The organism is Novosphingobium album (ex Hu et al. 2023) (genome assembly GCF_022832385.1).
Taxonomy (GTDB): Bacteria; Pseudomonadota; Alphaproteobacteria; order Sphingomonadales; family Sphingomonadaceae; genus Novosphingobium; species Novosphingobium album.
The window spans coordinates 182945-206550 of record NZ_JALHLE010000005.1; the positions used below are offsets into that span (position 1 = coordinate 182945).

Genomic DNA, 23606 nt, shown 5'->3' on the forward strand with positions numbered 1-23606 from the left:
TCAGGATCAGGGCTCACCAGCGCCCCAAAGCGAGTCCTCGTGGACGAAACCCTTGTGGCCATCGGTATCGAAGGCGCACCAGCCATCTGTGCACTCACCAAGCAGACCGACCACGCCCGGCTCAACACGCCACAGCATCGGTGACGAATCGCGCCCCTCGGCGTGTAACTCGATCAGCCCATCGCCTCTTACAATAGCGGCGCGCTGGCGCGACAGCAGGAGGTCGCGCATCCAGCCCTTGTCGCCGTCCGGATCCTCAATCTGACGCCAGGGGCCTTCGCGACGGATGATCCTCACCGGCAGGTGCTGGCGGCGGTAGACCCACGCGATCTTGTACGAGTCGCCCGGCCCTACACGCATGTAGGCCTTGTCCGTGTCGATCGAGGCCCAATAGGGCACTTTGTCGTCATCGGCCGCCTGTGCGGGCACCGACAAGGCACAAGGCACCATCGCGCAGACGGCAAACAGCGGCAACATCAGAGACAAGCGCTTCATGGCACAAGCTTTACCGCGCAGCGGAGGGACGCTTCAAGACTTCTTGACCCGGACCCTGTGGACGGCATAGCCGGTAGCCCATGACCGCACCGGCAAGCGAAACTTCCGACCCGACCCGCCCGCACCGTCCACGGGTGATCGTCACCCGCAGGCTTCTGCCAGAAGTCGAAGCGCGCATGACCGAACTGTTCGACGTTTCGCTCAATACGTCCGACACGCCGATGTCGCGCGACGAGCTTGCTGCAGCGATGCAGGACTGTGACGTGCTGGTGCCGACCGTCACCGATTCGATCGACGCGGACCTGATTGCCGGGGCGGGGGAGCGGCTCGGACTGATCGCCAGTTTTGGCGCGGGCACCGAACATATCGACGTGGCCGGCGCACGGGCCCGCAAGATCATGGTCACCAACACGCCCGGCGTCTTTACCGACGACACCGCCGACCTGACGCTGGCACTCATCATCCTCGTCTCGCGCCGCTTCAGCGAGAACGCGAAGATCCTGCGCGAAGGCCGCTGGGCCGGCTGGGGTCCCTCGGTGATGCTCGGCCATTCGCTGATGGGCAAGACGCTGGGCATCGTCGGCATGGGGCGCATCGGGCAGGCCGTTGCCCATCGCGCCAAGGCCTTCGGCATGGAAATCCGCTACCACAACCGGCACCAGCTGCCGGTGGCGCTGGAGAACATGTTCTCTGCCCGCTACGAACCCGATCTTGACCGTCTGACGGCCGATGCGGACATCCTCACCTTGCACTGCCCGGCCGGCCCCGCGACGACGAACCTCTACGATGCCCGCCGCCTGTCCCTGATGAAGCCCGGCGCCTGCATCGTGAACACAGGACGCGGCCAGCTGATCGACGAGGAAGCACTGATTGCTGCGCTGTCCGAGGGGCGCCTCGCGGGCGCCGGTCTCGACGTTTTCGCACGCGAACCGAAGATCGACCCGCGTCTTCTGGAGCTTCCGGGGCTTGTCGCCCTGCCCCATCTGGGCAGCGCCACTTATGAAGGGCGCGGCGCGGCGGGCGAACGAATCATCGCCAATATCCGGTTCTGGGTTGACGGGCACCGGCCGCCCGACATGGTACTGCCAGACCTGTCCTGATCATGCTGATCCTTCCCGATCCGCGTGTCCGAGGATGCCGAGCCTGAAGGCCTCAACATCACTAGCCGCCGCGCGCGCCTGGGAATTCGATTGACAATCACCCCGCAGCGGCGGGAGATCGCGCCATGACAGGCGATCTCCCGCTCTTCGGCCAGGCCATCAGGCGTACCTTCACGGCGAACGGGCGCGCCCGCCGCTCAGAGCTGATCGTGTATGTCGTTGTTTCGCAGCTGCTGTGTGCGGTTCTGGCAGTATTGGCCGGCTTCACCCTCGAGGGCGAGCCACTGGCGTGGCTGCGCTTTGCCATGTTCTCGCTGGCGGTGGCCCCGCTCTTCGCTCTCACCGCACGGCGGCTGCACGATTTCAGGCAGAGCGGCAAGTGGACCGTGCTGCTGTGGCTCGTCGCGGCCCGCAGCATCGGTCTCGACCTCGCCGCCCGTCTTGGCGGATGGGAAACACGCGCACTGATCGAGGCGCCGCTGTCCTATGTCGACTGGCTGCTCTTCCTGCCCTTCGTATGGCTCTACGTGGTGCTGGTGATCGTGCCGGGCAACAAAGGACCCAACCGGTTCGGGCCAGATCAACACGACGAGCCCGAAAACAGAACGGCCGGTCCGGGAAGTCCCGAACCGGCCGCCTGAAATCGGTTGCTGACAACGGCGATCAGTCGCCCGTCAGGATGCGGTCCACCAGTTCCTTCACCGTCGGCGTGAAGCCGTTGGAGTAGAACGGGTCCTGCTTGAAATTGTAGGCCGCGTGGCCCGCGAACATAAGGTTCTCGTCGATCGGACCGCCGTGGGCGATGTCCTGCAGGGTCTTCTGAATGCAGAAGCTGCGCGGATCGGCCAGGCGCCCGGTGGTGTAGTCGTCGTGGTCCTTCCACGACGAGAACCCGCAATGCGACAGGCAGCCCATGCAGTCGGCCTGATCCTGACGGATCTCGTCGCGCTCGGTCGGCGAAACAAAGATGATCGTATCATCCGGCGTGCGCAGGCCATCGGTAAAGCCCTGAGCGGTCCAGGCGCGCGCACGTTCCAGATCCTTGGGCGCGACCCAGAAGTTCTTGCCCTTCACACCGACGTCGAGCCGCACGGTGTGCTCGCCTGCCTCGACCTTGGAATAGGGTATCTGCCGATCGGAACGCGCTTCGAGATTCCGCAGGAACGGGTTGCGAACCGCAGATGAGTAGAAGCCCGTCGGCGAGAAACGGTGCAGCAGCACATCGCCCGGTTCCAGTGTACGCAGATGGTCCTTCCACGCCTGCGGAATCGGACTTTCATGTGTCAGCAGCGGGCGTGTGCCGAACTGGAACGCGATCGTGCCGAGTTCTGCGTTGTCGATCCACTCGTTCCAGTCGCGCAGATACCAGACGCCCCCGGCCATGACGATCGGCACGTCGTCCGAGATGCCTTCCTTGCGCATCACGTCGCGCAGCGCCTTGACGCGCGGATAGGGATCTTCCGGCTTCAGCGGGTCTTCGGCATTGGACAGGCCGTTGTGCCCGCCCGCCAGCCAGGGGTCTTCATAGACCACCGCCGCCATGAGGTCGGACACCTTGTGATAGGCGCGCTTCCACAGCGCGCGGAAAGCACGGCCCGAACTGACGATCGGCAGATAGTTGACGTTGAAGCGCTGCGCGATCTCGGACAGCTTGTAGGGCATGCCCGCGCCGCAGGTCACGCCGGTGACCATGCCCCTGGTCTTTTCGAGCACGCCTTCCAGCACCTGCTGGGCTCCGCCCATTTCCCACAGCACGTTGATATTGATAGCGCCCTTGCCGTTGGCGATGTCGTAGGCGCGGCGCACCTGCTCGACCGCGCCATCAATGGCGTACTTGATCAGTTCCTCGTGGCGCTCCTTGCGGGTCAACGCCTTATAGATCTGGGGAATGATCTTGCCTTCGGCATCGTAGCTGTCGGCATTGACCGCACTGACCGTGCCGATGCCGCCTGCGGCGGCCCACGCGCCGGAGCTCATGTGGTTGGTGGCTGCCACGCCCTTGCCGCCTTCAACCAGCGGCCAGACTTCGCGCCCGCCATAGACAATCGGCTTGAGACCCTTGAAACTCATAACTTCTTTCGTCTTTCCCCTGGCTCTGCGCGTCACCGCCGCCCATTTCCATCAATCCGCCTGCGTGCCCCCCGGCACCCGGCAGGGCACAATCTTTTCCGGCGCCGGCCGTGCACCCACGGCTTCGAACTGGGCATAATAGCCCTGCAGTTCCGGCTTACGAACAAATTCCGTCAAACGAAAGCCCACGGCCGCCATTTCGCAGAAGAGAAGCGCGGGAGGGATACCGTGCGCCCCGGTGCCCCGGTCCCTGTCGACCACGATCACCTTGCCGCCGGAATGCAGCGCCGGGCGCAGATGCCACAGGAAGGCATAGGGCTCCGCAACCTCATGGTACATGTGAACCATGAAAATCCGGTCAAAGCTTCTGGGCGGCAGACTGGGATCGTCCGCCTTGCCGAGCTTGATCGAGACATTGTCCAGCCCGTCGCGCATGACGCGCGCGCCCAGCGCCTCGGTCACCTGCGGATCGATGTCCTCGGCCAGCACCCTGCCCTTCGTCCCGACCCGTTCGGCCAGATGCACGGTGTAGTATCCGCCGCCCGCTCCGATGTCGGCCACGGTCATGCCCGGCGCGACCCGGGCAAGATCCATTACCGCCCGCGCTTCGCCCATGCGGTCGCGATCCGCTTCCGAGCCGAACGCCGCGCCGGTCACTTCCGAAAACGGACGCTCTGCCTTCGGGAACGCGCGTGCGCCGGGCGCCCGACCGTCATCGGCCGTACGTTGCTGACAGGCGCAGAGCGCCAGCGTCAGGGCCGCAAAAGCAAAGGGGCGATGCCGGAACATGCAGCCCCTTAGCGCCTTGCCCACAGATTGGCAAAAAGCCGGACTGCGCATTCCCCCGCACGGGAGGACAACACGTCAGGCGTCAATCGACGTCCTCGACCTCGACCTTCTCGCCGGTCACGCGTTGCGAGAGCGCGGCGGCCATGAACGGATCGAGTTCGCCGTCGAGCACATCGTCCGGCGCGGTCGATACAACGCCGGTACGCAGGTCCTTCACCTGCTGATAGGGCTGCAGCACGTAGGAGCGGATCTGATGGCCCCAGCCGATGTCGCTCTTGCTGGCGTGCTCGGCGCTGGCGGCTTCCTCGCGGCGGCGCATCTCTTCCTCGAACATGCGCGACTTGAGCATGCCCATGGCGATTTCGCGGTTCTTGTGCTGCGAACGGTCGATCTGGCTGGCCACCACAATGCCCGTCGGCTGGTGGGTGATGCGCACGGCCGAGTCGGTCGTGTTGACGTGCTGACCGCCCGCACCCGAGGCGCGGTAGGTATCGATCTTGAGGTCGGCCGGGTTGATGTCGATCTCGAAAGTATCGTCGATCACCGGATAGACCCACACCGACGAGAAGCTGGTGTGGCGACGCGCGGAACTATCGTAAGGGCTAATGCGCACGAGGCGGTGGACGCCGCTCTCGGTCTTGGCCCAGCCATAGGCGTTCTCGCCCTTGATCAGCAGCGTGGCGCTCTTGATGCCCGCCGCTTCACCGGCATGGTATTCTACCAGCTCGACCTTGTAGCCCTTGCGCTCAGCCCAGCGGGTGTACATGCGCTGCAGCATCTCGGCCCAGTCCTGACTCTCGGTGCCGCCTGCACCCGCATGGACTTCAAGGTAGGTGTCGTTGGCATCCGCCTCACCCGAGAGCAGCGCCTGCACCTTGTCGCGGTCAGCCCGTTCGGCGAGAGCGGCCAGCGTTTCGAGACCTTCGTTGATGGCGGCCTCGTCGTCCTCCATCTCGCCCAGTTCGACGAACTCGCAGGCATCGGCCATCTCGGCACTGATCTGGTTCACCGCGCCGATCGAGGCTTCCAGCCGGCGCCGTTCACGCATGACCGCTTCGGCCTCCTTGGGCTTGTCCCACAGCGTGGGATCTTCGACGCGCGCGTTCAGCTCGTCGAAACGGCGCAGGGCGCGGTCCCAGTCGAGCGACTTGCGAACCAGCGCCAGGGCCTTTTCGATGCGGTCAATATGGGCCTGCCCCTCGGCACGCATGACATGAACTCCAGTGAAGCGGCAGCGGCCCTGCCCTGCGCAGCACCCGGAGCGGGTGTACGAAAGGGGGCCGTGCGGAAAGCGACGCCCTTACCCGGCAAGGGCCCCGCAGTTCAAGTGGGGCAATTGAACCGGCACGATTCACGTGCCGGGCACGATCAATGCTTCCTGGCGAGTTTGCGCACCGCCGCCAGCGTGAGCTTCACATGGTCGCGATAGTCCATGGCAGCATGGACCATGGTGATCGTGCCGTCCTGCGCGATCACGTAGCTGGTGCGCTTGGTCATCACGCTGGCCGAGCCCGGCCGCGACAGCGCGACATCGAAGTCCTTGATGATCAAAGGGGAAGCCACGCCGACCGCGAACTTGTTGCGGCATTCCTCGGTGGAGAATTTCTGCAGCGTCGGCAGATCGTCCGCCGACAGACCGATCACGGTTGCCCCCAATGCCGCAAAATCATCGGTCGCTTCAGCGAACGCGTGCGCCTCTGCCGTACAGCCCGAGGTGAAGGCCTTGGGGAAGAAATAGACGACCACCGGGCCACGCCGCAGACTGTGCCGCAGGCTGAAGCGCATGGTCTTGCCCGCCAGCGCCACCGATGTGCGGAACATCGGCGCCTTGTTGCCGACAGGCAATTCCGCCGAAACGGCCGTGGGCAGAGCAAGCGCGGCAAGCGCGGCGATCGAAAACAGCAAGTTGCGCATAATTCGCAACTTGTACCGGCTGGAGCCGATTGTCCAGCCGGTCTGAATAGTTACGTCAGATGTTTACTCGATGTAGCCGAGTACGGTGCCAACTTCGAAAGTCTCACCGGTCGGAGCCACGATCTTGAGCGTGCCGCTCGCCGGAGCCTCGACTTCATTGGTCGATTTATCGGCCTCGAGCGAAAACAGCGGCTGGCCTTCGGTCACCTGATCGCCATCCTTGGCGATCCATTCGGCGATCTGGCCCTCTTGCATCGAAAAGCCGATCTTCGGGAGCAGGATTTCAACAGCCATCTTGTTTCTCGTTCCTTTTTAAACTTAACGGCCTGCCTATCCCGCGCCCCGGATGCAGCAAAGCCCAAATTTTCGCCTGCTGCAAACCTTCGCCTGTACGATCATCCCCCCAGCGCAGCATCTTCCCGCGCGCAATCGGGCACCGGCAAACTGGCGCGGCTCGCCGCGACTTCCGCGCGCGCGGCTGCGAGGTCCGTTTCGAATGCGGGGTCCGCATTGAGCCGTGCCGCGACCGCCGAGGCCACCACACGCCCTTCCTCGATATCGCTCAGCCAGTGGACGTTACAGATCCGCCGGCTGTCGCCGAATGCGCGCCCGCGTGCCACAAGCTGCGCGGCACGGTCAGGCACCACTTCCGCCAGAATCAACCCCATGCCGTAGCCGATCGCACTGTGGCCCGACGGATAGGAGCCATCCTTGCGCAGAACCTCTTCCTGGTCCGGCGTGCAGATAGGCTTGCCGTTTTCCATGAATGGACGCCCGCGCTGGTACTTGTTCTTGGTGGGGTAGGTCGAAAGGCCGAAATCCATCATCGACTTGAGCAGCAGCGCTTGCAGCTTCGGCGTCGTTTCCGGACTGATGCGAAAACCGGCCGCGCAGGAGAAGGTGCCGGTAATCGCGGGAGTAAACAGGTTGGCATCGATCCTGGCCTGTTCCCAGCGGGGTGTTCCCATCAGCGCGAGGCCAGCGCGCGAGGCTTCCTCATCCCGTGCCATGGCAGCAGAACCCGGCGCTGGCGGGGCCGGATTGAGCAGCAGACTGCTGGGCACTGCCTCGCGCGGCAGATAGCTGCCCTTGCGTAGCTGCGCGATCATCGCTTCCTTGTCGGCGCCAGACACAAATTCTGCGCCAGCCGCCGGCACAGACATCGAGGCCGGCGGGGGAGTTGACACCGCAGCCTGCTCACCACCCGCTGCCGCTCCGGCCGTACAGGCCGCAAGCACGAGGCAGCTGCAGACACTGGCCGCAATTCCGATGATCCTCATGTTCCGCTATCCTCTTGATGTGGCTGCTTCAGCGTGTTCCAATCCGGAAGCAGCCACTATCGGGATATGTCCTGAGGCTCAACGCGACGGGTCTACGATATCGCGGTGCCGTCTTCGTGGGCCATCCAGTGGACGAAACGGTGCAGCGGATACATCGCGTCATGCGGATTGCCGATCGTCGATGGCCCCGCTTCGCCCAGATGGACGATACGCTGGGCGCCGCCCGCGGCCAGCCGGTCGCGGTAGTCGGCCATGCGGTCGAAGGGATAGAAGCCCACGGTCTGGGTGGCGACGTTGATCCACTTCACCGCATCGTCGAGACTGTCGACACGCACGACATTGGCGGTCTTGTTGATCGGATGGAAATCGACCGGCTCGTCCGAGCGCACGACCAGACCCTTGCCGTCGGTCTTGCCCCAGACGCCGAACTCGTCGTCCATCATCATCATCATCTCGACCGCTTCGCGCATATCGGGATCGAGCTTGCGCACGTCCCCGCTCTGGGCTGCCCGGCGCGCGATGTGGAACTGCAGCCGGCCGCAGAACCGGTCGACCTCTTCTTGAGGCCCCTCCACGAACTGGAACCGGCTGGCGACGCAGGCTTCCTGGTTGAGCGTCATCACGTCGCCCGCGCACAGGTCGGCGACGCGATCGATCGTTTCATCGTCGGCGAGCGCCTCCTTGCCCACCATCGAGATCGAGGTCTTCGGATCGAACGAGACGAGTTGGAAGCCGGGCATCAGATACTTGATCACATTGTTGATCGCATCGCCGCCGCCCCAGGCCACGATCTTGTCGAAGTACTGCGGCCGGTAGAGCACGCTCTCGGTCGCATCATCGCCGCCGCGCCAGTAGACCGCGCTCATCGACTTCACCACCGGATGCTCGGGGTCGATATCCGCCATGGTGCGCAGCAGCGCCACCATGGTGAAGGGATCGGCGCTGGGCATCTTGAACAAGTTGATCGCCTTGACCAGCGCGCCCTGCGCGATGGACTGCACCGCCACCCCCGGCGAATTGCCGGGCATGACATGGATGAGGCGCGGCGCGAATGCGCGCACGAAGCTCTTTCGCCCGGTGAAGTCCGACTTGGGCACCCACATGTCGAGCGCGCGCGGATCAGGGAAGTTCTGTTCCAGAACCGTCGTCAGCACCCGCTTGTCGAGATAGGCGACGGCGTGGCAGATGGTATTCTCCACCACCGAGCGCGGCAGGATGTGATGCGTGCACATCCGCTCGATGCATTCCTGCATGTAGGGGTTGTCGCTCGCGAGCATCCGCTGGCCGGATTCCACCAGGAAATCCATGATCTCGGTGGTCGGCACGTTGAGCAGCGGCGGCACTTCTGTGCGCGGCGGCACCACCCGGTCGAACGGGACCTTCGGGGTCGCGAAAGTGACGCCAAGGTCCCGCGACTTCTGGATGACATCGCTGCCATGCAGCACTTCGCCGCGTAGGAAGAAGGGAGCCGAAACGGCTGCCTCGGCCGGGTTGATTTCCGTAATCGTGTTCATGACATGCCTCGCACGTAAGCATCGACGGTTCCCGCGCAGCCGATCTTGTCGTCGCCCTCGATGTCCGAGTAGCGGTAGATGTCGTCGCGGATGGATGGGGACTTCGCGCCGCAGGCGCAGGGTTCGTAGTCGATATGAACGTGATCGCCGGAGATCACCCCGCCCCAGCGCCCGTCGAGCGACAGGTCGAAGAAGGCGGCGCGGCCCTCGACCTGCCCTTTGCCCACGCCGTCGAGCAGAGCGTCGCCGGCCTTGTCCAGCGGCAGGATCACGACCCATGGCGGAACGTGGTAGCGCCCGCCTTCCTTGCAGCGCGCGAAGCCGGTGTTGAGCTCCTGCATCCCGTACATCTGGTAGATGTAGTTGGGCTGCAGATTGAAGGTCTCGAACACGAACTCGCGGTAGTCCGCCGGCAGTTGCGCCCGCTTGAGCCCGCCGCCCAGATAGATCGCATTCTCGGGATGGAAGTCCTTGCCCGAATAGCCGCGCTCGCGGACCTTCACGGCGAAGGGATAGAGTGCACCCCACATGCCGGTGATGTAGAGCCGCTCACCGCGCTTGGCGATAATGTCGTCCACCGCGCCTTCCTGCGCCCGGTCCAGCGCCTCCTGCCGGACCTTGGCCTCCTCCTCATAGGCGGCGATCTCTTCCGGACGCGCGGTGCCTTCGGCGATGGCCTTGCGCAGCAGCACCATCTTGGTGAGCGAACCGATCGTGACCGGCGGGAGCCCCGACTGGAAGCGCGGAGCTTCGGGATCAACGAAAGCCCCCATCATCGCCTGACCGTTCGCGACATTGCGCGGCGTGTAGGCCACGGCACTGGCGGGACCTGCGGATGTCCGCATATCGCCCGCCCTGATATCCGAACCCCACTGGACCGCCGTGACCGAATCCTTGCAGATGTGGTCGAAATCGGCCTGCGAGGCGACCAGCATCGCTGCCTTGCCTGTCGTCCCGCTGGAACACGAGACGAAAAGCCCCGCCTTGCCGCAGGCCTCGACCCAGCCGTCGACATCGGTGACGCCAGTCAGGTCCACGCCGTCGGTCGGATAGGGCGACACGGTGCCCAGCCACTTGGTGAGCTTGTCCCACTTGCCTGCGAACAGGAAGTTTTCCGGGTACGACTTGTATGCCGTGTGCGGCAACAGCAGGGGCACCGCGTCAGCCAGCGAAGCAATTTCGGTGATACCGGCTTCCTTGGCCCGGAAAGCGACCACCTTGATGCGGCCGATGCGATCCTGCAGCCGCTCGTTCATCGCCGCGACCTGCGCTTCCTGCACGTCAGCGAAGGCATAGTCATAGCAATCGTCGCGCCCCAGCGCGGACAAAAGGCTATCGACATGCGTGCCTGTGATTGTGTCGTCCATGCTCTCTCCCTTTTCCGTCACTGCGGCACCCATCGCCGGTGCTCGCTGTCTTCATGAACGCGGCACTGGACAGCCCGCCGCGACTCAATTAATGACACCTCATGCGTTTCATTAATCCTCATTGTCTTTCCAACGCAAGCGAAATCGGGTCCAATGGCCGGATGACCGGACACCCCCTGATGGCCGCGCCGGTGCGCGCCGGACGCCCCACGCGCGAACAGGCCCGCGCGCGGCAGGCCGCGCTGCTGGACTGCGCGCTCGAACATTTCCTGGACAAGGGATACGAAGCCGCGACGATCGAGGCGATCGCGGCCGAAATGAACATGACCAAGCGCACCGTCTATGCGCGCTACCCGGAAAAGGCCGCGCTGTTCCGCGCTGCCGTTCGGCGGGGCACCGAACTGCGGGCCCCTGCACAGGATGTTATCGAGGCGACCCGGTCCGGCGACCTCGAAGCAACCCTGATTGCCATCGCCTTGCTGCGAATCCGGCTGGTATCGACGCCCGAAGGCACCAAGCTGCAGCGGTTGATCAGCACCGAATCCTACCGCTTCCCCGAGATCTTCCAGACCGATTACAATATAGCCGTACTGCCCACGGTGCGTTTCCTCGCAGATATCCTCGCGCAGGAGACGGCAAAAGGTGAACTGGCGATCGACGACGCCATGGCGGCCGCAAATGTCTTCCTGTCCATGGTGGTCAGCGGCCCGGTCCGGTTCATCCTGTCCGGACACGAACTCGCCCCCGACGATATCGACCACCGCGTAGGCTTTGCGGTACGCCTGTTTCTGAACGGGGCGCGGCCGCGATAGGCGGCGCCTGACAATACATACCGGACCAAACCAATACGAACCGGCCCGAGGAGAGGAAAAATGCCCCAGACTACCCCCCCGCCCGCGTCAGCGCGGACCGTCGTGATCACCGGCGCCAGCTCGGGCATCGGCAAGGCCAGCGCCGAAGCTTTCGCCCGCATGGGCTGGCACGTGATCGGCACCGGGCGCACGCCCGAGCGCTGCGCCGATGCCGAGGAAGACATCCGTGCCGTTGCGGCGCCGGGCGCGCGCGTCGATTTCCTGCGCGGCGACTTTTCCGAGATGGCCGAAGTGAAACGGGTCGCTGGCGAAATCGCCGGACTGACCGACCAGGTCCATGTGCTCGTCAACAATGCGGGCGGCGTGCGCGACGGCCTCTACCGCACCTCGGAAGGACTGGAAGCGACCTTTGCCGCCAATCACCTCGCCGCGTTCCTGCTCACCCGCGAACTCATGCCGCTGCTGGAGCGCGCCGCGCAGGACAGCCCCGCCGGCACGGTGCGCGTGATCGCGGTTTCCTCAAGCGCCCACATGGCCTGCCCGGCAATGAACTGGGACGATCTCATGATGCTCGATGATTTCGCCGCCAACACCGCCTATTGCCACGCGAAACTGGCCAACCTGCTGTTCACCCGCGAACTCGACCGGCGGCTGGCCGGCAGCGGCATCGCCACGCACGCCATGCACCCCGGCCGCGTCGGCACGAACTTCGCCAGCCATGGCGACGAGGCCATGCAAAGCTACATGGCCGCCAACGCCTGCATCCCGCCCGAGTCCCCCGCCCGGACCATCGTGTGGATGGCCACGGCCCCGGAACTGGGATGCGGCGGTGGCCGCTATTTCCACGATCTCGCCGAAACCGAACCGGCCCCCCAGGCCCGGGACGACGAAGCTGCGGAACGCCTCTGGGCCGAAAGTGAGCGTATTCTCGCCGCTCTCGGCTGAGGGCTTTTCTCTACGATAAGTACCGCCCCCGCAGATGCCGGTAGAAACCGGCTCTGCGCGGGGCGATCAGGTGCGACCCGAGGGATCGTAGAGGGAGTAGAGCAAAGGCCATTCACACTGCGTGGAAGTACCGTTGCTCTGCATGGATGCTGAAATACTCAAATGTACAAACGATTGCAAATAGACTTTGGTCTAGTTTCCCTGCGAACCTGCACCAGTATGGAACCATTAACACACGTTAATATTTGCAAGTACTTAGGCCTGCAACGCAAGGCGCCGCTTTGCTGCAAATTTCCTGCCGGGCGCTTGACCGGCGGGCCGCTGCCGCGCCAAGGGAGCGCACAGCCTGAAAGGACGAGCTCCGATGCCCACCGCTTCCGACCGCCCGCGCCGCAGCGCGCTCTACCTGCCTGCCTCGAATGCCAAGGCCATCGCCAAGGCCCGCACCCTCCCCTGCGACGTGGTGATTCTCGACCTTGAGGACGCTGTCGCGCCCGAACTGAAGGCCGAAGCCCGCGCCGCCGCCGTAGCGGCTGTCGAGGAAGGCGGCTTCGGCCACCGCGAAGTCGCGATCCGCGCCAACGGCATCGACACCGAATGGGGCGCGGACGATCTGGCCGCCATTGCCGGATCAAAGGCCGACGCCGTGCTGGTGCCCAAGGCCGGCAGCGCCCAGGATATCCGGCGCTACGGGGAAGCGCTCGAAAAGGCGCCAGCCGCGATGCAGCTCTGGGCGATGATCGAGACTTGCGAGGCAGTGTTCAACCTGCAGCAGATCGCCGCCATGGCGCCCTCCTCTCGGCTATCGCTGTGGATCATGGGAACCAACGATCTCGCGAAGGAAATGCGTGCGCAGCTCACGCCGTGCCGCACGCCGTTCCTGCCGTTCCTGTCGATGGCGGTGGCCGCCGCGCGGGCGCACGGCGTCGCCATCCTCGACGGCGTGTGCAACGAATTCCGCGATCTCGCCGTGTTCGAGGCGGAGGCGCGGCAGGGCCTGATGTTCGGCTTCGACGGCAAGAGCCTGATCCACCCGGCACAGGTCGATCCCTGCAACGCCGTGTTCAGCCCCGGTGAGGCGGACCTCGCCTGGGCCCATGCCGTGATCGATGCCTTCGAGCAACCGGAAAACCAGGGCAAGGGCGCGATCCGCGTGGATGGCAAGATGACCGAACTGTTGCATCTGGAGCAGGCAAAGCGGCTGGTGGCCGTGACGGCACGGATCGCGGCGGCGGGCTAATTGACACGGGTGGGCGCTGGCCCACCCCGCTGCGACTACCTTCGCCTGCGGCTCAGCAAGTCTCGCGGCCCTCCCGCGTGCGGGAGGGTGTTCTAGCACAATTCAGCTGCGTGGCGCTGCCCCGTCCCGCAGGCGGGAGGGGCTTGGGGGTGGCCTATTCTTCCTCCCCGCCCACACCCTTGGCGATGTCGCCCGTCTCATTTGCCACCACTTTGAGCACCGCGGTCCAGGCATCGACATTCTGCTGAAGCGCCGCCGGATCGACCTTGTCGAGGGTATCATCGGGCGTGTGATGCAGGTCGAAATAGTGCGTGCCGTCCTGCCCGAGATCAATCACGGCAAGCTTCTGCTCGCGAATGATCGGCCCGACATCGGCGCCACCTTCCACCGGCCCTTCATGCGGCACGATCCCCATCGGCCAGAGCGCCGCATTGACCTTGTCTGCCAGCGCCTTGTTGGCGGGCGCGAAGTTGTTCTTCACCTGCCACACACGGTCTGCACCAAAATCGCTTTCCATTGCGAGCGCATGAGGTTCCTTGCCATGAACTTGGACGTAATGCGCGCCGCCTCCGTTGCGCATCCCCATTTCCTCGTTGCCCGACCACAGCACGCGGATTGTGCGCAGAGTCTTGCCGCCTTCCTGAGCAGCCAGTGCAGCAGCGGTGACGATTCCGCAGCCCGAGGCATCATCAATCGCGCCGGTACCCAGATCCCAGGAATCGAGATGGCAGGCGACCAGCACGATCGGCAGTGAGGGATCGCGCCCCGGCAGTTCGGCCACGACGTTGCCCGAAGGCGCATTCGGGAACGGCTTGCCCAGGAGCGTCAGGTCGATCTGCATTGGTGCCGCCTTGCCCGCCGCGACGCGCGCCGCGATGCGCGCGATCATATCCGCATCGGGATTGGACACCGCGCCCGCCGGGATCGGCGTCGTGCCCTTCATCCACATGGTCGAGCCCGTATGCGGATCGCGGTTGCTGTCCGTCCCCGCCGAGCGGATGACGATCCCCGCCGCGCCCTTCCGCGACGCCATGCTCGGTCCGAGGCGACGAACATTGCCGTAAGGGCCATAGCCCGAACCGTCCTGCGCACGGCGCATGGCATGATCCACGAAGGCCACCTTGCCTTTCAACGAACCGTCCGGCGCAGCCTCTAGCGCGGCAAGTGTCGGGAAATAAACCAGCTCCGCCTTGAGCCCGTCCGCCGGCGTAGGCACCGAATAGCCGAGCGCAGTGATGGCCAGCGGTTGCTGGTACGGCGCGGTCAGCCGCGCAAGTTCCGGGCCGCGCTGCCAGGCGCCGGTACGGAACGGCTCGATTTCCACATTGCTGAAGCCAAGCGCCTTGAGCTTGGCCTCACCCCATGCGCGCGCCCGCGCTTCCGCCTCGGACCCGGCGATGCGCGGGCCGATCTCGGTGGTGAGGCCTTCGACGATATCCCAGGCAACGCCGCTGCCCTGCGCGGGCGTGGCGTTTGCGGCGGTGGAGGCGAACAAGACGGTCAGGGCGGCAGCGCCCAACGAACGGGGGAAGAGAGATCTGGTCATTGCCGCCATGTCTATCGGCTTTGCCCCCAAGGACAATCCCCGAAACCAAAGGCTGCTCAATTCCCGGTGCGCAAACCGAAACGATCGTTGGCGATGGCCTCGTCGCCATTGGAGATGACCGCGAACGGCGCCCATGCCGCAGGGTGCGACCAGTCGGGCGCCCACCCCGCCAGCAGCTTGCCGTCCGGCCCCTTACCCGTGCGCACGGCGATCATCGCACGTTGCAATGCCCGCCCGGGCCCGATCTTCGGATTGGCCGAGGCTGTCCTGATAGTGAGTGTCGTCAATTGCGGCGTGACATCGTCGCGCACGGGCCAGTGGCTGGCGAGCACTTCCATCGCGCCGGCCCGAATGAAGGCGCTAGCGAGCTGCGAGAGGCTGTCGCTTCCGCCCGATCCGGTCGCGGTGTTGCACGCCGAAAGAACCACCCAGTCTGCCTGAAGCTTGAGATCGCTGACCTCGCTTGCGGTCAGCAGTCCGTCATCGGCAAGTGTGGCCTTTTCCGGCGGGGTGAGGACCAGCGCGGGTTCTGCGAGCTCATCGCGGTTCTGGCGGGGCAGCAGGCCGTGCGTCGCGAACAGGATCGTCCTTGCCTTCCCCAGCTCGCTGCTCTGCCGCAAGACCGTCTCGTTCGCACGTGCGCCGAGCAGTGCGACTTCTTCAGACGGGTGCAACGCGGCGACAAAGCGGCGATATTCCGCCAGCGTGCCCGGCAGCGGCGCGAGGCGCCTGATGGCGGAAACGTCTGCCAGGGCCCCGCTAAAAAACCGGGCCGAGCGCATCTGGCTCAGGCTCTCCTTTCCGCTGAAGGCGGGATTGGCAACCGAGAACAGGAGATCGTCCGACGTGACCCTCAGCTGGTGAAAGCGGTTGGGCCGGAAACTCGCCAGCGAAGGCGCGGTCGTGAAGGCATAGCGGTCCCCCAGCCAGTGCGCCTTGCGCATGGCCTCGTAATCGGCCCAGTCGTATCCCTTCCGGGGCGGACGGGTCACCAGCAGCGGCAGCGGCAGCGAACCCATCTTGCCGCCAGTGACGACAAAGACATCGTCCCCCAGTTTCATCACCCGCTCGACCGGACGGATCAGCAGGTCGTAAAGGCGGTACGCGGCCTGCTGGTCGAAAGCCATCTGCGCCTTGGCCTCCAGCGGCGAAGGCGGAACCGAGTCCAGCTCCGCCAGTGCTCCGGGCGTGCAACTGTCGGGATCGAGCTGGCAACGCAGGCGGTCGACAAGAGGCGCGATCAAGGCAACACCGCCCCTGATGCGGTGCCAGGCGAAGTTGTGCCCATTGTCGTGGCCGCCTATCGCGAAGACGTGGATGTCTTCCTGCGCGGGCATGATCAGCAGGAAATCCTCCTCGCGATTTTTCGCGAAGGACTGGCGCAGCGCGAGATACCAGGGGTGCAACCCCTCGTCCGTGCCGGAGAGGACGCCTTCCGGATCGAAAATCCCGCCGTCCTTTTCCTGCAGTACCCGCATCCGCGCCTCGATCCGCACGACGTCCGCCTGCATGTCCTGAATTTCGTTCGACGAGTTCTCTGCCGTCAGCAGCAAATACCGGCGCAGCACTTCCGAACGCTGCCGCCCTAGCTCCGCGAGTTCCTGAATGTCCTGCCGGTCGTCGTCGGATTCGGCCTGGCGCAGAGCATTGGCTTCAAGCGCCGCTCCATCGGCATCGCTGGTCCTGAGAAGCTGGGCCAGCTGGAACGCCAATGACGGAAGTTGGGGTATGTCGGGAATGGACGGACGGCGGATGACATCGGGCCAGCCGCGCGCCTCGTAAAGATCACGGTAGAGATTAAGCAGCGCCTCCATGCGCGCCTGCCCGGCATCGCCGAGCGGCAGATCGAAATCCGAATAAATCTCACGGGTAATCGGTTCCCCGGCCAGAGAGCCTTGCGGAAAGCGCCTGGCAAGCGGAATGCCCTCAGCCTCAGCGATACGGGCATCCAACTGGACGACACCGGCATCCATGCCCGCATCGGAATTTCTTGCCGCAGGCGCTCCTTCAGCCGAACGAGTGCGCAGGATCGCCTTGGCGTGATCGATATGGCTGCGTGCCGCAGTGAGGTCTCCCGCCGCAAAGGCCATGCGGGCCAGTTCGCGCTGCGCTTCGGCAGAGTAGTAGAGAAAAACGAATTCGGTCTCGCCCGCGGCCTTCGCCAAATTCTCCCACGCCGTGCGTTCGGCAGTCCTGTCCGCCAGCTTGCTTCGCGAACGGGCGATGAAGGCCAGCCCCATCAGCCTGCCCTCGCGCTCGGCCTGGCCGCTCGCGCCCTGTGAGCCCCGTCCAAGCCATGCCGCAAAACGATCGAGGTCTGCCCCTCCCGGTTCGGGCAGCAATGCGCACAGGCGGCGCAGCAATTCGTCCCGCCGCTCCATCGCCGGACTGGTCAGCAGATCCCGGTTGCGATCCAGCAGGCGCAGCGCGGTGTTGCGGCTGCCTTTGCCGATCAGCGTATCGGCCTCTTCCAGCACCAGCCAGCCGCGCGCGGGATCGTTCTCCTGCCCTTCGGCCTCAAGCAGGCTGGCGGGCAGCGACCGGGCTTGGAAATAGACCATCGCTTCCGGGGAGGACGCGCGATAGGCACACAGCTGCAGTCCTGCCTCCGTCATCGTGTCCGCGCCGGATTGCTCGTAGCCGTCACGCCACGCCGACGGCTTGCAGGTGCCCAGCCCTTCTTCCAGCATCAGCCGATCGGGCTCCTCGGCAAGCGCCGCGACGGAACCGATGCACATCAAAGGAAACAGGCTGGAGAGGACGCAAAGGCGCCGCACGAACCGCGAACAGGTACCCATGATCGAATAGCTAGCCAGCGGTCCGAAACGAGTCCATGCCGGAGTGCCCCGACTTGCTTGCACCTGCGGCACCGGGCCTGTAGAGCGGCGCGCAAATCGTCCCGATACGTCAGATTTCATCCAGAGGAACCCGATGGCCGCGCAATACGCCTATGTCATGAAGGGCATGACCAAGACTTTCCCCGGCGCCCAGAAGCCGGTGCTTTCGAACATCTCGCTGCAGTTCTACCAGGGTGCCAAGATCGGCATCGTCGGCCCGAACGGCGCCGGCAAGTCGACCCTGATGAAGATCATGGCCGGCATCGACACCGATTTCACGGGCGAGGCATGGCCGGGCGAGAACATCACTGTCGGCTACCTGCCGCAGGAACCGCAGCTCGATCCCGACAAGACCGTGCTCGAGAACGTCAAGGACGGCGCGCGCGAAACGGCCGACATGATCGACCGCTTCAACGAGATCTCCATGATCATGGGCGATCCGCCGGAAGACTGCGACTTCGACGCGCTCATGGAGGAAATGGGCACGCTGCAGGACAAGATCGACGCGGTCGATGGCTGGACGCTCGACAACCAGCTTGAAGTCGCCATGGAAGCGCTGCGCTGCCCGCCGGGCGACTGGGCCGTCGAAAGCCTGTCCGGCGGTGAGAAGCGCCGTATCGCCCTCACCCGCCTCCTGATCCAGAAGCCCGACATCCTGCTGCTGGACGAACCGACCAACCACCTCGATGCCGAAAGCGTCGACTGGCTGGAAAACCACCTCAAGGAATACCATGGCGCGGTGCTGATGATCACCCACGACCGCTACTTCCTCGACAACGTGGTAGGCTGGATCCTCGAACTCGACCGCGGAAAGTACTTCCCCTACGAGGGCAACTACTCGACCTACCTCGAGAAGAAAGCCAAGCGCCTCGAGCAGGAAGACCGCGAGGCGACGGGCCGCCAGAAGGCGATCAAGGACGAGCTTGAGTGGATCCGCGCCGGCGTCAAGGGCCGGCAGACCAAGTCCAAGGCGCGTATCAAGAAGTTCGAGGAACTGCAGAACGCGCAGGACCAGCGCACCCCCGGCAAGGCACAGATCGTCATCCAGGTACCCGAGCGCCTGGGCGGCAAGGTCATCGAGGCCAAGGGCATTTCCAAGGCCTTCGGCGACAAGCTGCTGTTCGAGGATCTCTCGTTCATCCTGCCGCCGGGCGGCATCGTCGGCGTCATCGGCCCCAACGGCGCGGGCAAGTCCACGCTGTTCAAGCTGATCACCGGGCAGGATACGCCAGATTCAGGCACGATCGAGATCGGCCAGACCGTGCACCTCGGCTACGTCGACCAGAACCGCGATCACCTCGACGACAAGCACAACGTCTGGGAGGAAATCTCCGACGGCCTCGACTACATGAAGGTCAACGGCCACGACACCTCGACGCGTGCCTATGTCGGCGCCTTCAACTTCAAGGGGCAGGACCAGCAGAAGAACGTCGGCAAGCTGTCGGGCGGTGAACGCAATCGCGTCCACCTCGCCAAGATGCTCAAGCAGGGCGGCAACGTGCTGCTGCTCGACGAACCGACCAACGACCTCGACGTGGAAACGCTGGGCGCGCTGGAAGAAGCCATCGAAAACTTCGCGGGCTGCGCCGTGGTCATCAGCCACGATCGCTTCTTCCTCGACCGTCTGGCGACGCACATCCTCGCGTTCGAAGGCAACAGCCACGTCGAATGGTTCGAAGGCAACTTCGCAGCCTACGAAGAGGACAAGCGCCGTCGCCTGGGCGACGCCGCCGACCGTCCGACCGCGCTGGCCTACAAGAAGCTGACCCGCTAAGGCGCAGCCAGACACGGCAGGGGGAACGCCACGGCATGGCCACGGCAGGCTACGTACACGATACCTATGGCAACTACGTCTCGGGCTCCGAGCGTTCGGCAGCCATCGTGGCGGGCCTGCTTGTCCCCCTGCTCTCGCCCGCCAGCGTGCTCGATGTCGGCTGCGGCACGGGTGGCTGGCTCGACGCCTTCCGCGCTGCGGGTGTCGGAGAAGTGCACGGAGTCGATGGCCCCTGGTCTCCCGCCGACAAGACGCTGCGGGAAGGCGAGTTCACACGCTGGAACTTCGAGGCCGACGGTCTCACCGGCCCCGCGCTACCGCGTGAACGCTACGACCTTGTCACCTCGCTCGAGTTCGTCGAACACATCGACGAAAGCCGGGCTGAAGCTCTTGCGGACTTTCTCGCCAGCCAAGGCGACGTACTGCTGATTTCGGCGGCGATCCCCCTCCAAGGCGGCCAGCACCACGTCAACGAGCGATGGCCGGAATACTGGACCGCGAAGTTTGCCCGACGCGGCTTCCGCCCCTTTGATGCCATGCGCCTCGCGCTCTGGGACAATCCTGAGGTCGCCAGCTGGTACCGCCAGAACATGATCCTCTATTTCCGTGAAGGCTGCATGCCCGAAGCCGTGCGCAGTTGGGGCGAGGAGTTGGCCTTGCAGGCCCTCGACGCACCCCGCGCCATGGTCCACCCGGAACTCTATGCCCGGACTTTCGGGCGCCTCACCTATGCATTGACCAAGCCCCTGTCCTTCGTTCGCATGCTGCTGAACGAAAAGCGCAGAGGAACGCGCGGCAATCCTGATTTCGCGAACCTGACACGCGAACCCTGACCACAAACGGAGGGCTCTGTTCCCTCTGCCAGGAGCCGCGCCAGCGACCGATCCAGGTCCAGCATTCCGGTGAATTTCACAAGCCGCCACTCTCAATCGAAGCGGTTACCCAGTTCATCTTTCCGGCTCTGATTATGAACAAAAGGCAACAGCGCAGTTCAGACTCTGGACATGGCGACGTGTGCATAGATGCAAGCACAACAAAGCCTTTTCTTGAGGGACGTAACGCTAAGGCCGTGCGGCACGTCTGTTTCTGGAGAGATGATATGACTGACCACAAGACAAGAAAGACGAGTCGGCTCTTCACGGCAGCAGCGTGGGGCGCCATGGCATTGTCCGTTGCAAGCCTCGGGATGGCAGACATCGCCAGCGCTGCCGAGCAGCGAACCTATGGCCGCGACAACCGCGACGGCAACAATTCCCCCAGGCCGGACCGACGGGCCGGACAGGATCGCCGGAGCACGCCGCAGCCGACGCGGACCGCTGCCCCGCAACGCGCGCAGCCGGCACAGGCGCCACAGCGCAGCACGTACCAGAACCGCAACAGCCCGCCAAACATGACGGAAGCGCGCCAAGGGGCATTCGAACGCTCCCGCCAGCAGCAAAACGAGCGCGAACAACGCCGTGACGTCGTGCGAGAACAGCGCGATTACCGTGCCGATCAGCGCGACTATCGTACCAACCAGCGTAACGACCGCGCCAAGCCGCAGACTAACCGGCGCGAAGACCGTCGTGATCAGCGCTCCGACTGGCGCAACGGCCAGCGCGATGACAATCGTGACCGGCGTTACGACCGGCGCGACGATCGCCGCGACTACCGGGATGCCCGGCGGTGGGATCGCAATGACTGGCGCCACGACAACCGCTACGACTGGCGCAGCTATCGGGCTCGCAACCGGACGGTCTACCGGATCGGCCGCTACAATGCCCCCTATTACGGGTACCGTTACCGGCGTCTCGGCATCGGGTTCTCGCTTGGCACACTATTCTATGGCAGCCGCTACTGGATCACCGATCCGTGGTATTACCGCCTGCCCGAAGTCTACGGCCCCTACCGCTGGGTGCGCTACTATGACGATGTCCTGCTGGTGAACATCTACACCGGCGAAGTGGTGGACGTCATCTACGACTTTTTCTGGTAGCTCAACTCTTCCGCGTACACGAAGAGCCCTCATCCCTGAACGGTATGAGGGCTCTTTTCATGGGCGGCAGCGTGCCCCCATCAGCGGCGGCGCAGGAAAGGAACCATTCTGGCCATGGTGTCGTCGTGGTCCAGGAAGTGATGCTTGAGAGCGCCGGCGACGTGCAGCGCAAACAGCACGAGCATCACCGTCGCCAGCGCCTCGTGACTTTCGTGGAATATGCCGCCCAGCGCCTTGTCGCCGCCAACCGGCAACGCAGGGATCTCGAACAGCCCGAACCAACTCACCGGATTGCCTCCGCCGGACACCATGCCCCAGCCTGTCAACGGGATGCCCAGCATCAGGAAATAGAACAAGGCGTGCGTGACCCGCGCCAGCGCAACCTCCCAGGCCGAAAGTGCGGAAGAGAACGCAGGGGCCTTGTGAAGGACGCGCCAGAGGATACGGATAACGGTAAGAACCAGGATCGTCAGACCGAAGGCCTTGTGATTGCCCATGATCTGCATCTTCTCGGCCTTGGGCATGTCTTCGGCGACCCAGGCAGCGACGAAATTGAGCGCGATGAGCAAGGCGATCAGCCAGTGCAGAACCACCGCTACGGGAGAGTATTGCTTTGTTTCCATAAAGTTCCATCCGCTTTTGGACTGACAAGCAAACCTGACTTTAGCCTTTTCCGGGCTATGGAAACAGCACCATTGATTGCCACCGAAACTGACGTAGTCTGTTATTCCGATGACAGGCGCTGCCCATCCTGATTTCAGGGCTCTTGCCAGGATCGGCGCTGCCGTGCGCGAGCGCCTGTCTGCTGATCCGTCGGTCCGGCGTTTTCCAGAGGAAAGAATCGAACTCTACGCCGTGGAAAGCTTCCTCGGCGCAGACGAATGCGATCGCCTGATCGGCATGATCGATGCGGTGGCCTGTCCTTCCAGCCTGATCGACGACAAGGACTGGCCCGATTACCGCACCAGTTGCTCCAGCGATATCGACGTCTGGGACGATACCGTGCGCGGAATTGATGCACGGCTTGCCGCCCTTACCGGGTTGCCGGCGACCAGCGGGGAATCCGCCCAAGGGCAGCGCTATCAGTGTGGTCAGTATTTCCAGGAACATTGCGACTGGTTCGACACGTCGGCTGGATACTGGCCCCGCGAAAAGCGCAGCGGAGGTCAGCGTAGCTGGACGGCGATGATCTACCTCAACTCGGTCGACGAAGGCGGCACGACCGATTTCACCCGTATCCGTCTCAGCGTTCCTCCGCTCGCCGGATGTCTCCTGCTCTGGAACAATGCGCAGGCGGATGGCACCCCCAACCCCTGGTCGATGCACGCAGCCCGGCCCGTCGTTCGCGGTGTCAAATATGTCGTCACCAAGTGGTTCCGCGCACGGGCCTGGCGTTAGCCGCGGCTCAGGTCTCTTCCCCGGCCTCGGCGCTGGCTCGCGCTTCGAAATATTCGAAAAGGTGATCGAAGCGCCGGTGCAACCGCAGAATTTCAAGCTGCGTGCGCAAGTTCACTTCATAGTCGTGCCGCGCGGTAATGCGGTCGCGGGCAGCCTGCCGGTTCTGGCTCATCATGATAACGGGCGCCTGGATCGCCGCCAGCATCGACAGGATCAGGTTGAGAAAGATGTAGGGATAGGCATCGAAGGGATGCAGTCCTAAATCCAGAATGCGGCTGTTCACCAGCATCCAGGCCAGCAGCACGACACCGAAGCCCGCGATGAAGCCCCAGGAACCGCCGATCGCGGCCACCCTGTCGGCCAGCCGGTCGCCGAAGCTGGCATGCAATGCCGCCTCTTCCTGCGCATCGGGCCCCATGACCGTGCCCGACGCAATGCGCCGCAGCACGCGCTGCTCTTCTGCATCGACGTCAGCAAACTTGCGGCCGAGCAGATCTTCGCAAAGCTGTTCGGCCGTCCGGGCAGTCCTGGGCATCGCGCCTCACGCTGG

General features: G+C 64.2%; 22 protein-coding genes. 9 read left to right on the top strand and 13 right to left on the bottom strand.

Features of this window, described 5'->3' with window-relative positions; translation table 11 throughout:
• Window positions 1-6: 6 nt before the first annotated feature.
• Window positions 7-495 (bottom strand): SH3 domain-containing protein, encoded by a 489-nt coding sequence (locus MTR64_RS04835; protein WP_243991270.1) that lies wholly within the window; start codon window positions 493-495, stop codon window positions 7-9.
• 80 nt (window positions 496-575) lie between these two features.
• On the opposite strand from MTR64_RS04835, the gene MTR64_RS04840 reads away from it, so the two are divergent.
• Window positions 576-1595, top strand: a complete 1020-nt coding sequence (locus MTR64_RS04840; RefSeq protein ID WP_243991271.1) for a 2-hydroxyacid dehydrogenase — start codon at window positions 576-578, stop codon at window positions 1593-1595.
• Between the two features lie 125 nt (window positions 1596-1720).
• A complete protein-coding gene (locus MTR64_RS04845; RefSeq protein ID WP_243991272.1) occupies window positions 1721-2236 on the top strand; it encodes a DUF805 domain-containing protein in 516 nt (171 codons plus the stop codon).
• Window positions 2237-2258: 22 nt separating this feature from the next.
• Here the strand turns inward: MTR64_RS04845 and MTR64_RS04850 are convergent, their stop codons facing one another.
• The 8 genes from MTR64_RS04850 to MTR64_RS04885 all read right to left on the bottom strand — a co-directional run bounded on the left by MTR64_RS04850 (window position 2259) and on the right by MTR64_RS04885 (window position 10529).
• Entirely contained in the window at window positions 2259-3665 is a 1407-nt protein-coding gene (locus MTR64_RS04850) for an NAD(P)H-dependent flavin oxidoreductase (protein WP_243991273.1), read from the bottom strand.
• A 51-nt stretch (window positions 3666-3716) separates the two neighbouring features.
• Window positions 3717-4454, bottom strand: coding sequence for a class I SAM-dependent methyltransferase (locus MTR64_RS04855; protein ID WP_243991274.1), 738 nt, complete (start codon window positions 4452-4454; stop codon window positions 3717-3719).
• 82 nt (window positions 4455-4536) lie between these two features.
• Window positions 4537-5664 carry a peptide chain release factor 2 gene (gene prfB, locus MTR64_RS04860; RefSeq protein WP_243991275.1) on the bottom strand — a complete coding sequence of 376 codons (1128 nt, stop codon included), beginning with the start codon at window positions 5662-5664 and terminating at the stop codon, window positions 4537-4539.
• A 158-nt stretch (window positions 5665-5822) separates the two neighbouring features.
• Window positions 5823-6368, bottom strand: coding sequence for a peroxiredoxin (locus tag MTR64_RS04865; protein ID WP_243991276.1), 546 nt, complete (start codon window positions 6366-6368; stop codon window positions 5823-5825).
• A gap of 63 nt (window positions 6369-6431) precedes the next feature.
• The gene (locus MTR64_RS04870) at window positions 6432-6662 is read right to left on the bottom strand and encodes a biotin/lipoyl-containing protein (protein WP_243991277.1); all 231 of its coding nucleotides are present in this window, start codon (window positions 6660-6662) and stop codon (window positions 6432-6434) included.
• A 101-nt stretch (window positions 6663-6763) separates the two neighbouring features.
• Entirely contained in the window at window positions 6764-7648 is an 885-nt protein-coding gene (locus MTR64_RS04875) for an acid phosphatase (RefSeq protein WP_243991278.1), read from the bottom strand.
• Window positions 7649-7740: 92 nt separating this feature from the next.
• Window positions 7741-9162, bottom strand: coding sequence for an acyl-CoA reductase (locus tag MTR64_RS04880; RefSeq protein ID WP_243991279.1), 1422 nt, complete (start codon window positions 9160-9162; stop codon window positions 7741-7743).
• Window positions 9159-10529, bottom strand: coding sequence for a hypothetical protein (locus MTR64_RS04885; RefSeq protein WP_243991280.1), 1371 nt, complete (start codon window positions 10527-10529; stop codon window positions 9159-9161). The genes MTR64_RS04880 and MTR64_RS04885 overlap by 4 nt, the downstream gene beginning before the upstream one ends.
• A gap of 161 nt (window positions 10530-10690) precedes the next feature.
• On the opposite strand from MTR64_RS04885, the gene MTR64_RS04890 reads away from it, so the two are divergent.
• The 3 genes from MTR64_RS04890 (at window position 10691) to MTR64_RS04900 (ending at window position 13526) form a co-directional block, all read left to right on the top strand.
• Window positions 10691-11341, top strand: a complete 651-nt coding sequence (locus tag MTR64_RS04890; protein ID WP_243991281.1) for a TetR/AcrR family transcriptional regulator C-terminal domain-containing protein — start codon at window positions 10691-10693, stop codon at window positions 11339-11341.
• Window positions 11342-11401: 60 nt separating this feature from the next.
• Complete coding sequence (locus MTR64_RS04895) at window positions 11402-12286, top strand: SDR family NAD(P)-dependent oxidoreductase (protein ID WP_243991282.1); 885 nt, start codon at window positions 11402-11404, stop codon at window positions 12284-12286.
• Window positions 12287-12650: 364 nt separating this feature from the next.
• Window positions 12651-13526: an HpcH/HpaI aldolase/citrate lyase family protein gene (locus tag MTR64_RS04900; protein WP_243991283.1), complete on the top strand. Its 876-nt coding sequence runs from the start codon at window positions 12651-12653 to the stop codon at window positions 13524-13526.
• Window positions 13527-13680: 154 nt separating this feature from the next.
• Here MTR64_RS04900 and MTR64_RS04905 read toward each other — a convergent pair whose 3' ends face one another.
• Both MTR64_RS04905 and MTR64_RS04910 read right to left on the bottom strand, forming a co-directional pair.
• Window positions 13681-15072, bottom strand: a complete 1392-nt coding sequence (locus tag MTR64_RS04905) for a M28 family peptidase (RefSeq protein WP_243991284.1) — start codon at window positions 15070-15072, stop codon at window positions 13681-13683.
• 56 nt (window positions 15073-15128) lie between these two features.
• Complete coding sequence (locus MTR64_RS04910) at window positions 15129-17810, bottom strand: CHAT domain-containing protein (RefSeq protein ID WP_243991285.1); 2682 nt, start codon at window positions 17808-17810, stop codon at window positions 15129-15131.
• Between the two features lie 193 nt (window positions 17811-18003).
• On the opposite strand from MTR64_RS04910, the gene ettA reads away from it, so the two are divergent.
• From ettA to MTR64_RS04925, 3 genes are all read left to right on the top strand, one after another.
• Complete coding sequence (gene ettA / locus MTR64_RS04915; RefSeq protein ID WP_243991286.1) at window positions 18004-19683, top strand: energy-dependent translational throttle protein EttA; 1680 nt, start codon at window positions 18004-18006, stop codon at window positions 19681-19683.
• Window positions 19684-19718: 35 nt separating this feature from the next.
• Window positions 19719-20516, top strand: a complete 798-nt coding sequence (locus tag MTR64_RS04920; protein ID WP_243991287.1) for a class I SAM-dependent methyltransferase — start codon at window positions 19719-19721, stop codon at window positions 20514-20516.
• A 266-nt stretch (window positions 20517-20782) separates the two neighbouring features.
• A complete protein-coding gene (locus MTR64_RS04925) occupies window positions 20783-21658 on the top strand; it encodes an RcnB family protein (RefSeq protein ID WP_243991288.1) in 876 nt (291 codons plus the stop codon).
• An 80-nt stretch (window positions 21659-21738) separates the two neighbouring features.
• Here the strand turns inward: MTR64_RS04925 and MTR64_RS04930 are convergent, their stop codons facing one another.
• A complete protein-coding gene (locus MTR64_RS04930) occupies window positions 21739-22281 on the bottom strand; it encodes a cytochrome b (RefSeq protein ID WP_243991289.1) in 543 nt (180 codons plus the stop codon).
• Between the two features lie 109 nt (window positions 22282-22390).
• On the opposite strand from MTR64_RS04930, the gene MTR64_RS04935 reads away from it, so the two are divergent.
• Complete coding sequence (locus MTR64_RS04935; RefSeq protein WP_243991290.1) at window positions 22391-23056, top strand: 2OG-Fe(II) oxygenase; 666 nt, start codon at window positions 22391-22393, stop codon at window positions 23054-23056.
• A gap of 7 nt (window positions 23057-23063) precedes the next feature.
• Here the strand turns inward: MTR64_RS04935 and MTR64_RS04940 are convergent, their stop codons facing one another.
• Window positions 23064-23591: a DUF1003 domain-containing protein gene (locus MTR64_RS04940; protein ID WP_243991291.1), complete on the bottom strand. Its 528-nt coding sequence runs from the start codon at window positions 23589-23591 to the stop codon at window positions 23064-23066.
• Window positions 23592-23606 lie beyond the last annotated feature (15 nt).

Excerpts from the sequence above, each read along its gene's own strand:
- MTR64_RS04835 (WP_243991270.1), bottom strand. The coding sequence starts at position 495 with ATGAAGCGCTTGTCTCTGATGTTGCCGCTGTTTGCCGTCTGCGCGATG.
- MTR64_RS04840 (WP_243991271.1), top strand. The coding sequence starts at position 576 with ATGACCGCACCGGCAAGCGAAACTTCCGACCCGACCCGCCCGCACCGT.
- MTR64_RS04845 (WP_243991272.1), top strand. The coding sequence starts at position 1,721 with ATGACAGGCGATCTCCCGCTCTTCGGCCAGGCCATCAGGCGTACCTTC.
- MTR64_RS04850 (WP_243991273.1), bottom strand. The coding sequence starts at position 3,665 with ATGAGTTTCAAGGGTCTCAAGCCGATTGTCTATGGCGGGCGCGAAGTC.
- MTR64_RS04855 (WP_243991274.1), bottom strand. The coding sequence starts at position 4,454 with ATGTTCCGGCATCGCCCCTTTGCTTTTGCGGCCCTGACGCTGGCGCTC.
- prfB (WP_243991275.1), bottom strand. The coding sequence starts at position 5,664 with ATGCGTGCCGAGGGGCAGGCCCATATTGACCGCATCGAAAAGGCCCTG.
- MTR64_RS04865 (WP_243991276.1), bottom strand. The coding sequence starts at position 6,368 with ATGCGCAACTTGCTGTTTTCGATCGCCGCGCTTGCCGCGCTTGCTCTG.
- MTR64_RS04870 (WP_243991277.1), bottom strand. The coding sequence starts at position 6,662 with ATGGCTGTTGAAATCCTGCTCCCGAAGATCGGCTTTTCGATGCAAGAG.
- MTR64_RS04875 (WP_243991278.1), bottom strand. The coding sequence starts at position 7,648 with ATGAGGATCATCGGAATTGCGGCCAGTGTCTGCAGCTGCCTCGTGCTT.
- MTR64_RS04880 (WP_243991279.1), bottom strand. The coding sequence starts at position 9,162 with ATGAACACGATTACGGAAATCAACCCGGCCGAGGCAGCCGTTTCGGCT.
- MTR64_RS04885 (WP_243991280.1), bottom strand. The coding sequence starts at position 10,529 with ATGGACGACACAATCACAGGCACGCATGTCGATAGCCTTTTGTCCGCG.
- MTR64_RS04890 (WP_243991281.1), top strand. The coding sequence starts at position 10,691 with ATGACCGGACACCCCCTGATGGCCGCGCCGGTGCGCGCCGGACGCCCC.
- MTR64_RS04895 (WP_243991282.1), top strand. The coding sequence starts at position 11,402 with ATGCCCCAGACTACCCCCCCGCCCGCGTCAGCGCGGACCGTCGTGATC.
- MTR64_RS04900 (WP_243991283.1), top strand. The coding sequence starts at position 12,651 with ATGCCCACCGCTTCCGACCGCCCGCGCCGCAGCGCGCTCTACCTGCCT.
- MTR64_RS04905 (WP_243991284.1), bottom strand. The coding sequence starts at position 15,072 with ATGACCAGATCTCTCTTCCCCCGTTCGTTGGGCGCTGCCGCCCTGACC.
- MTR64_RS04910 (WP_243991285.1), bottom strand. The coding sequence starts at position 17,810 with ATGTGCATCGGTTCCGTCGCGGCGCTTGCCGAGGAGCCCGATCGGCTG.
- ettA (WP_243991286.1), top strand. The coding sequence starts at position 18,004 with ATGGCCGCGCAATACGCCTATGTCATGAAGGGCATGACCAAGACTTTC.
- MTR64_RS04920 (WP_243991287.1), top strand. The coding sequence starts at position 19,719 with ATGGCCACGGCAGGCTACGTACACGATACCTATGGCAACTACGTCTCG.
- MTR64_RS04925 (WP_243991288.1), top strand. The coding sequence starts at position 20,783 with ATGACTGACCACAAGACAAGAAAGACGAGTCGGCTCTTCACGGCAGCA.
- MTR64_RS04930 (WP_243991289.1), bottom strand. The coding sequence starts at position 22,281 with ATGGAAACAAAGCAATACTCTCCCGTAGCGGTGGTTCTGCACTGGCTG.
- MTR64_RS04935 (WP_243991290.1), top strand. The coding sequence starts at position 22,391 with ATGACAGGCGCTGCCCATCCTGATTTCAGGGCTCTTGCCAGGATCGGC.
- MTR64_RS04940 (WP_243991291.1), bottom strand. The coding sequence starts at position 23,591 with ATGCCCAGGACTGCCCGGACGGCCGAACAGCTTTGCGAAGATCTGCTC.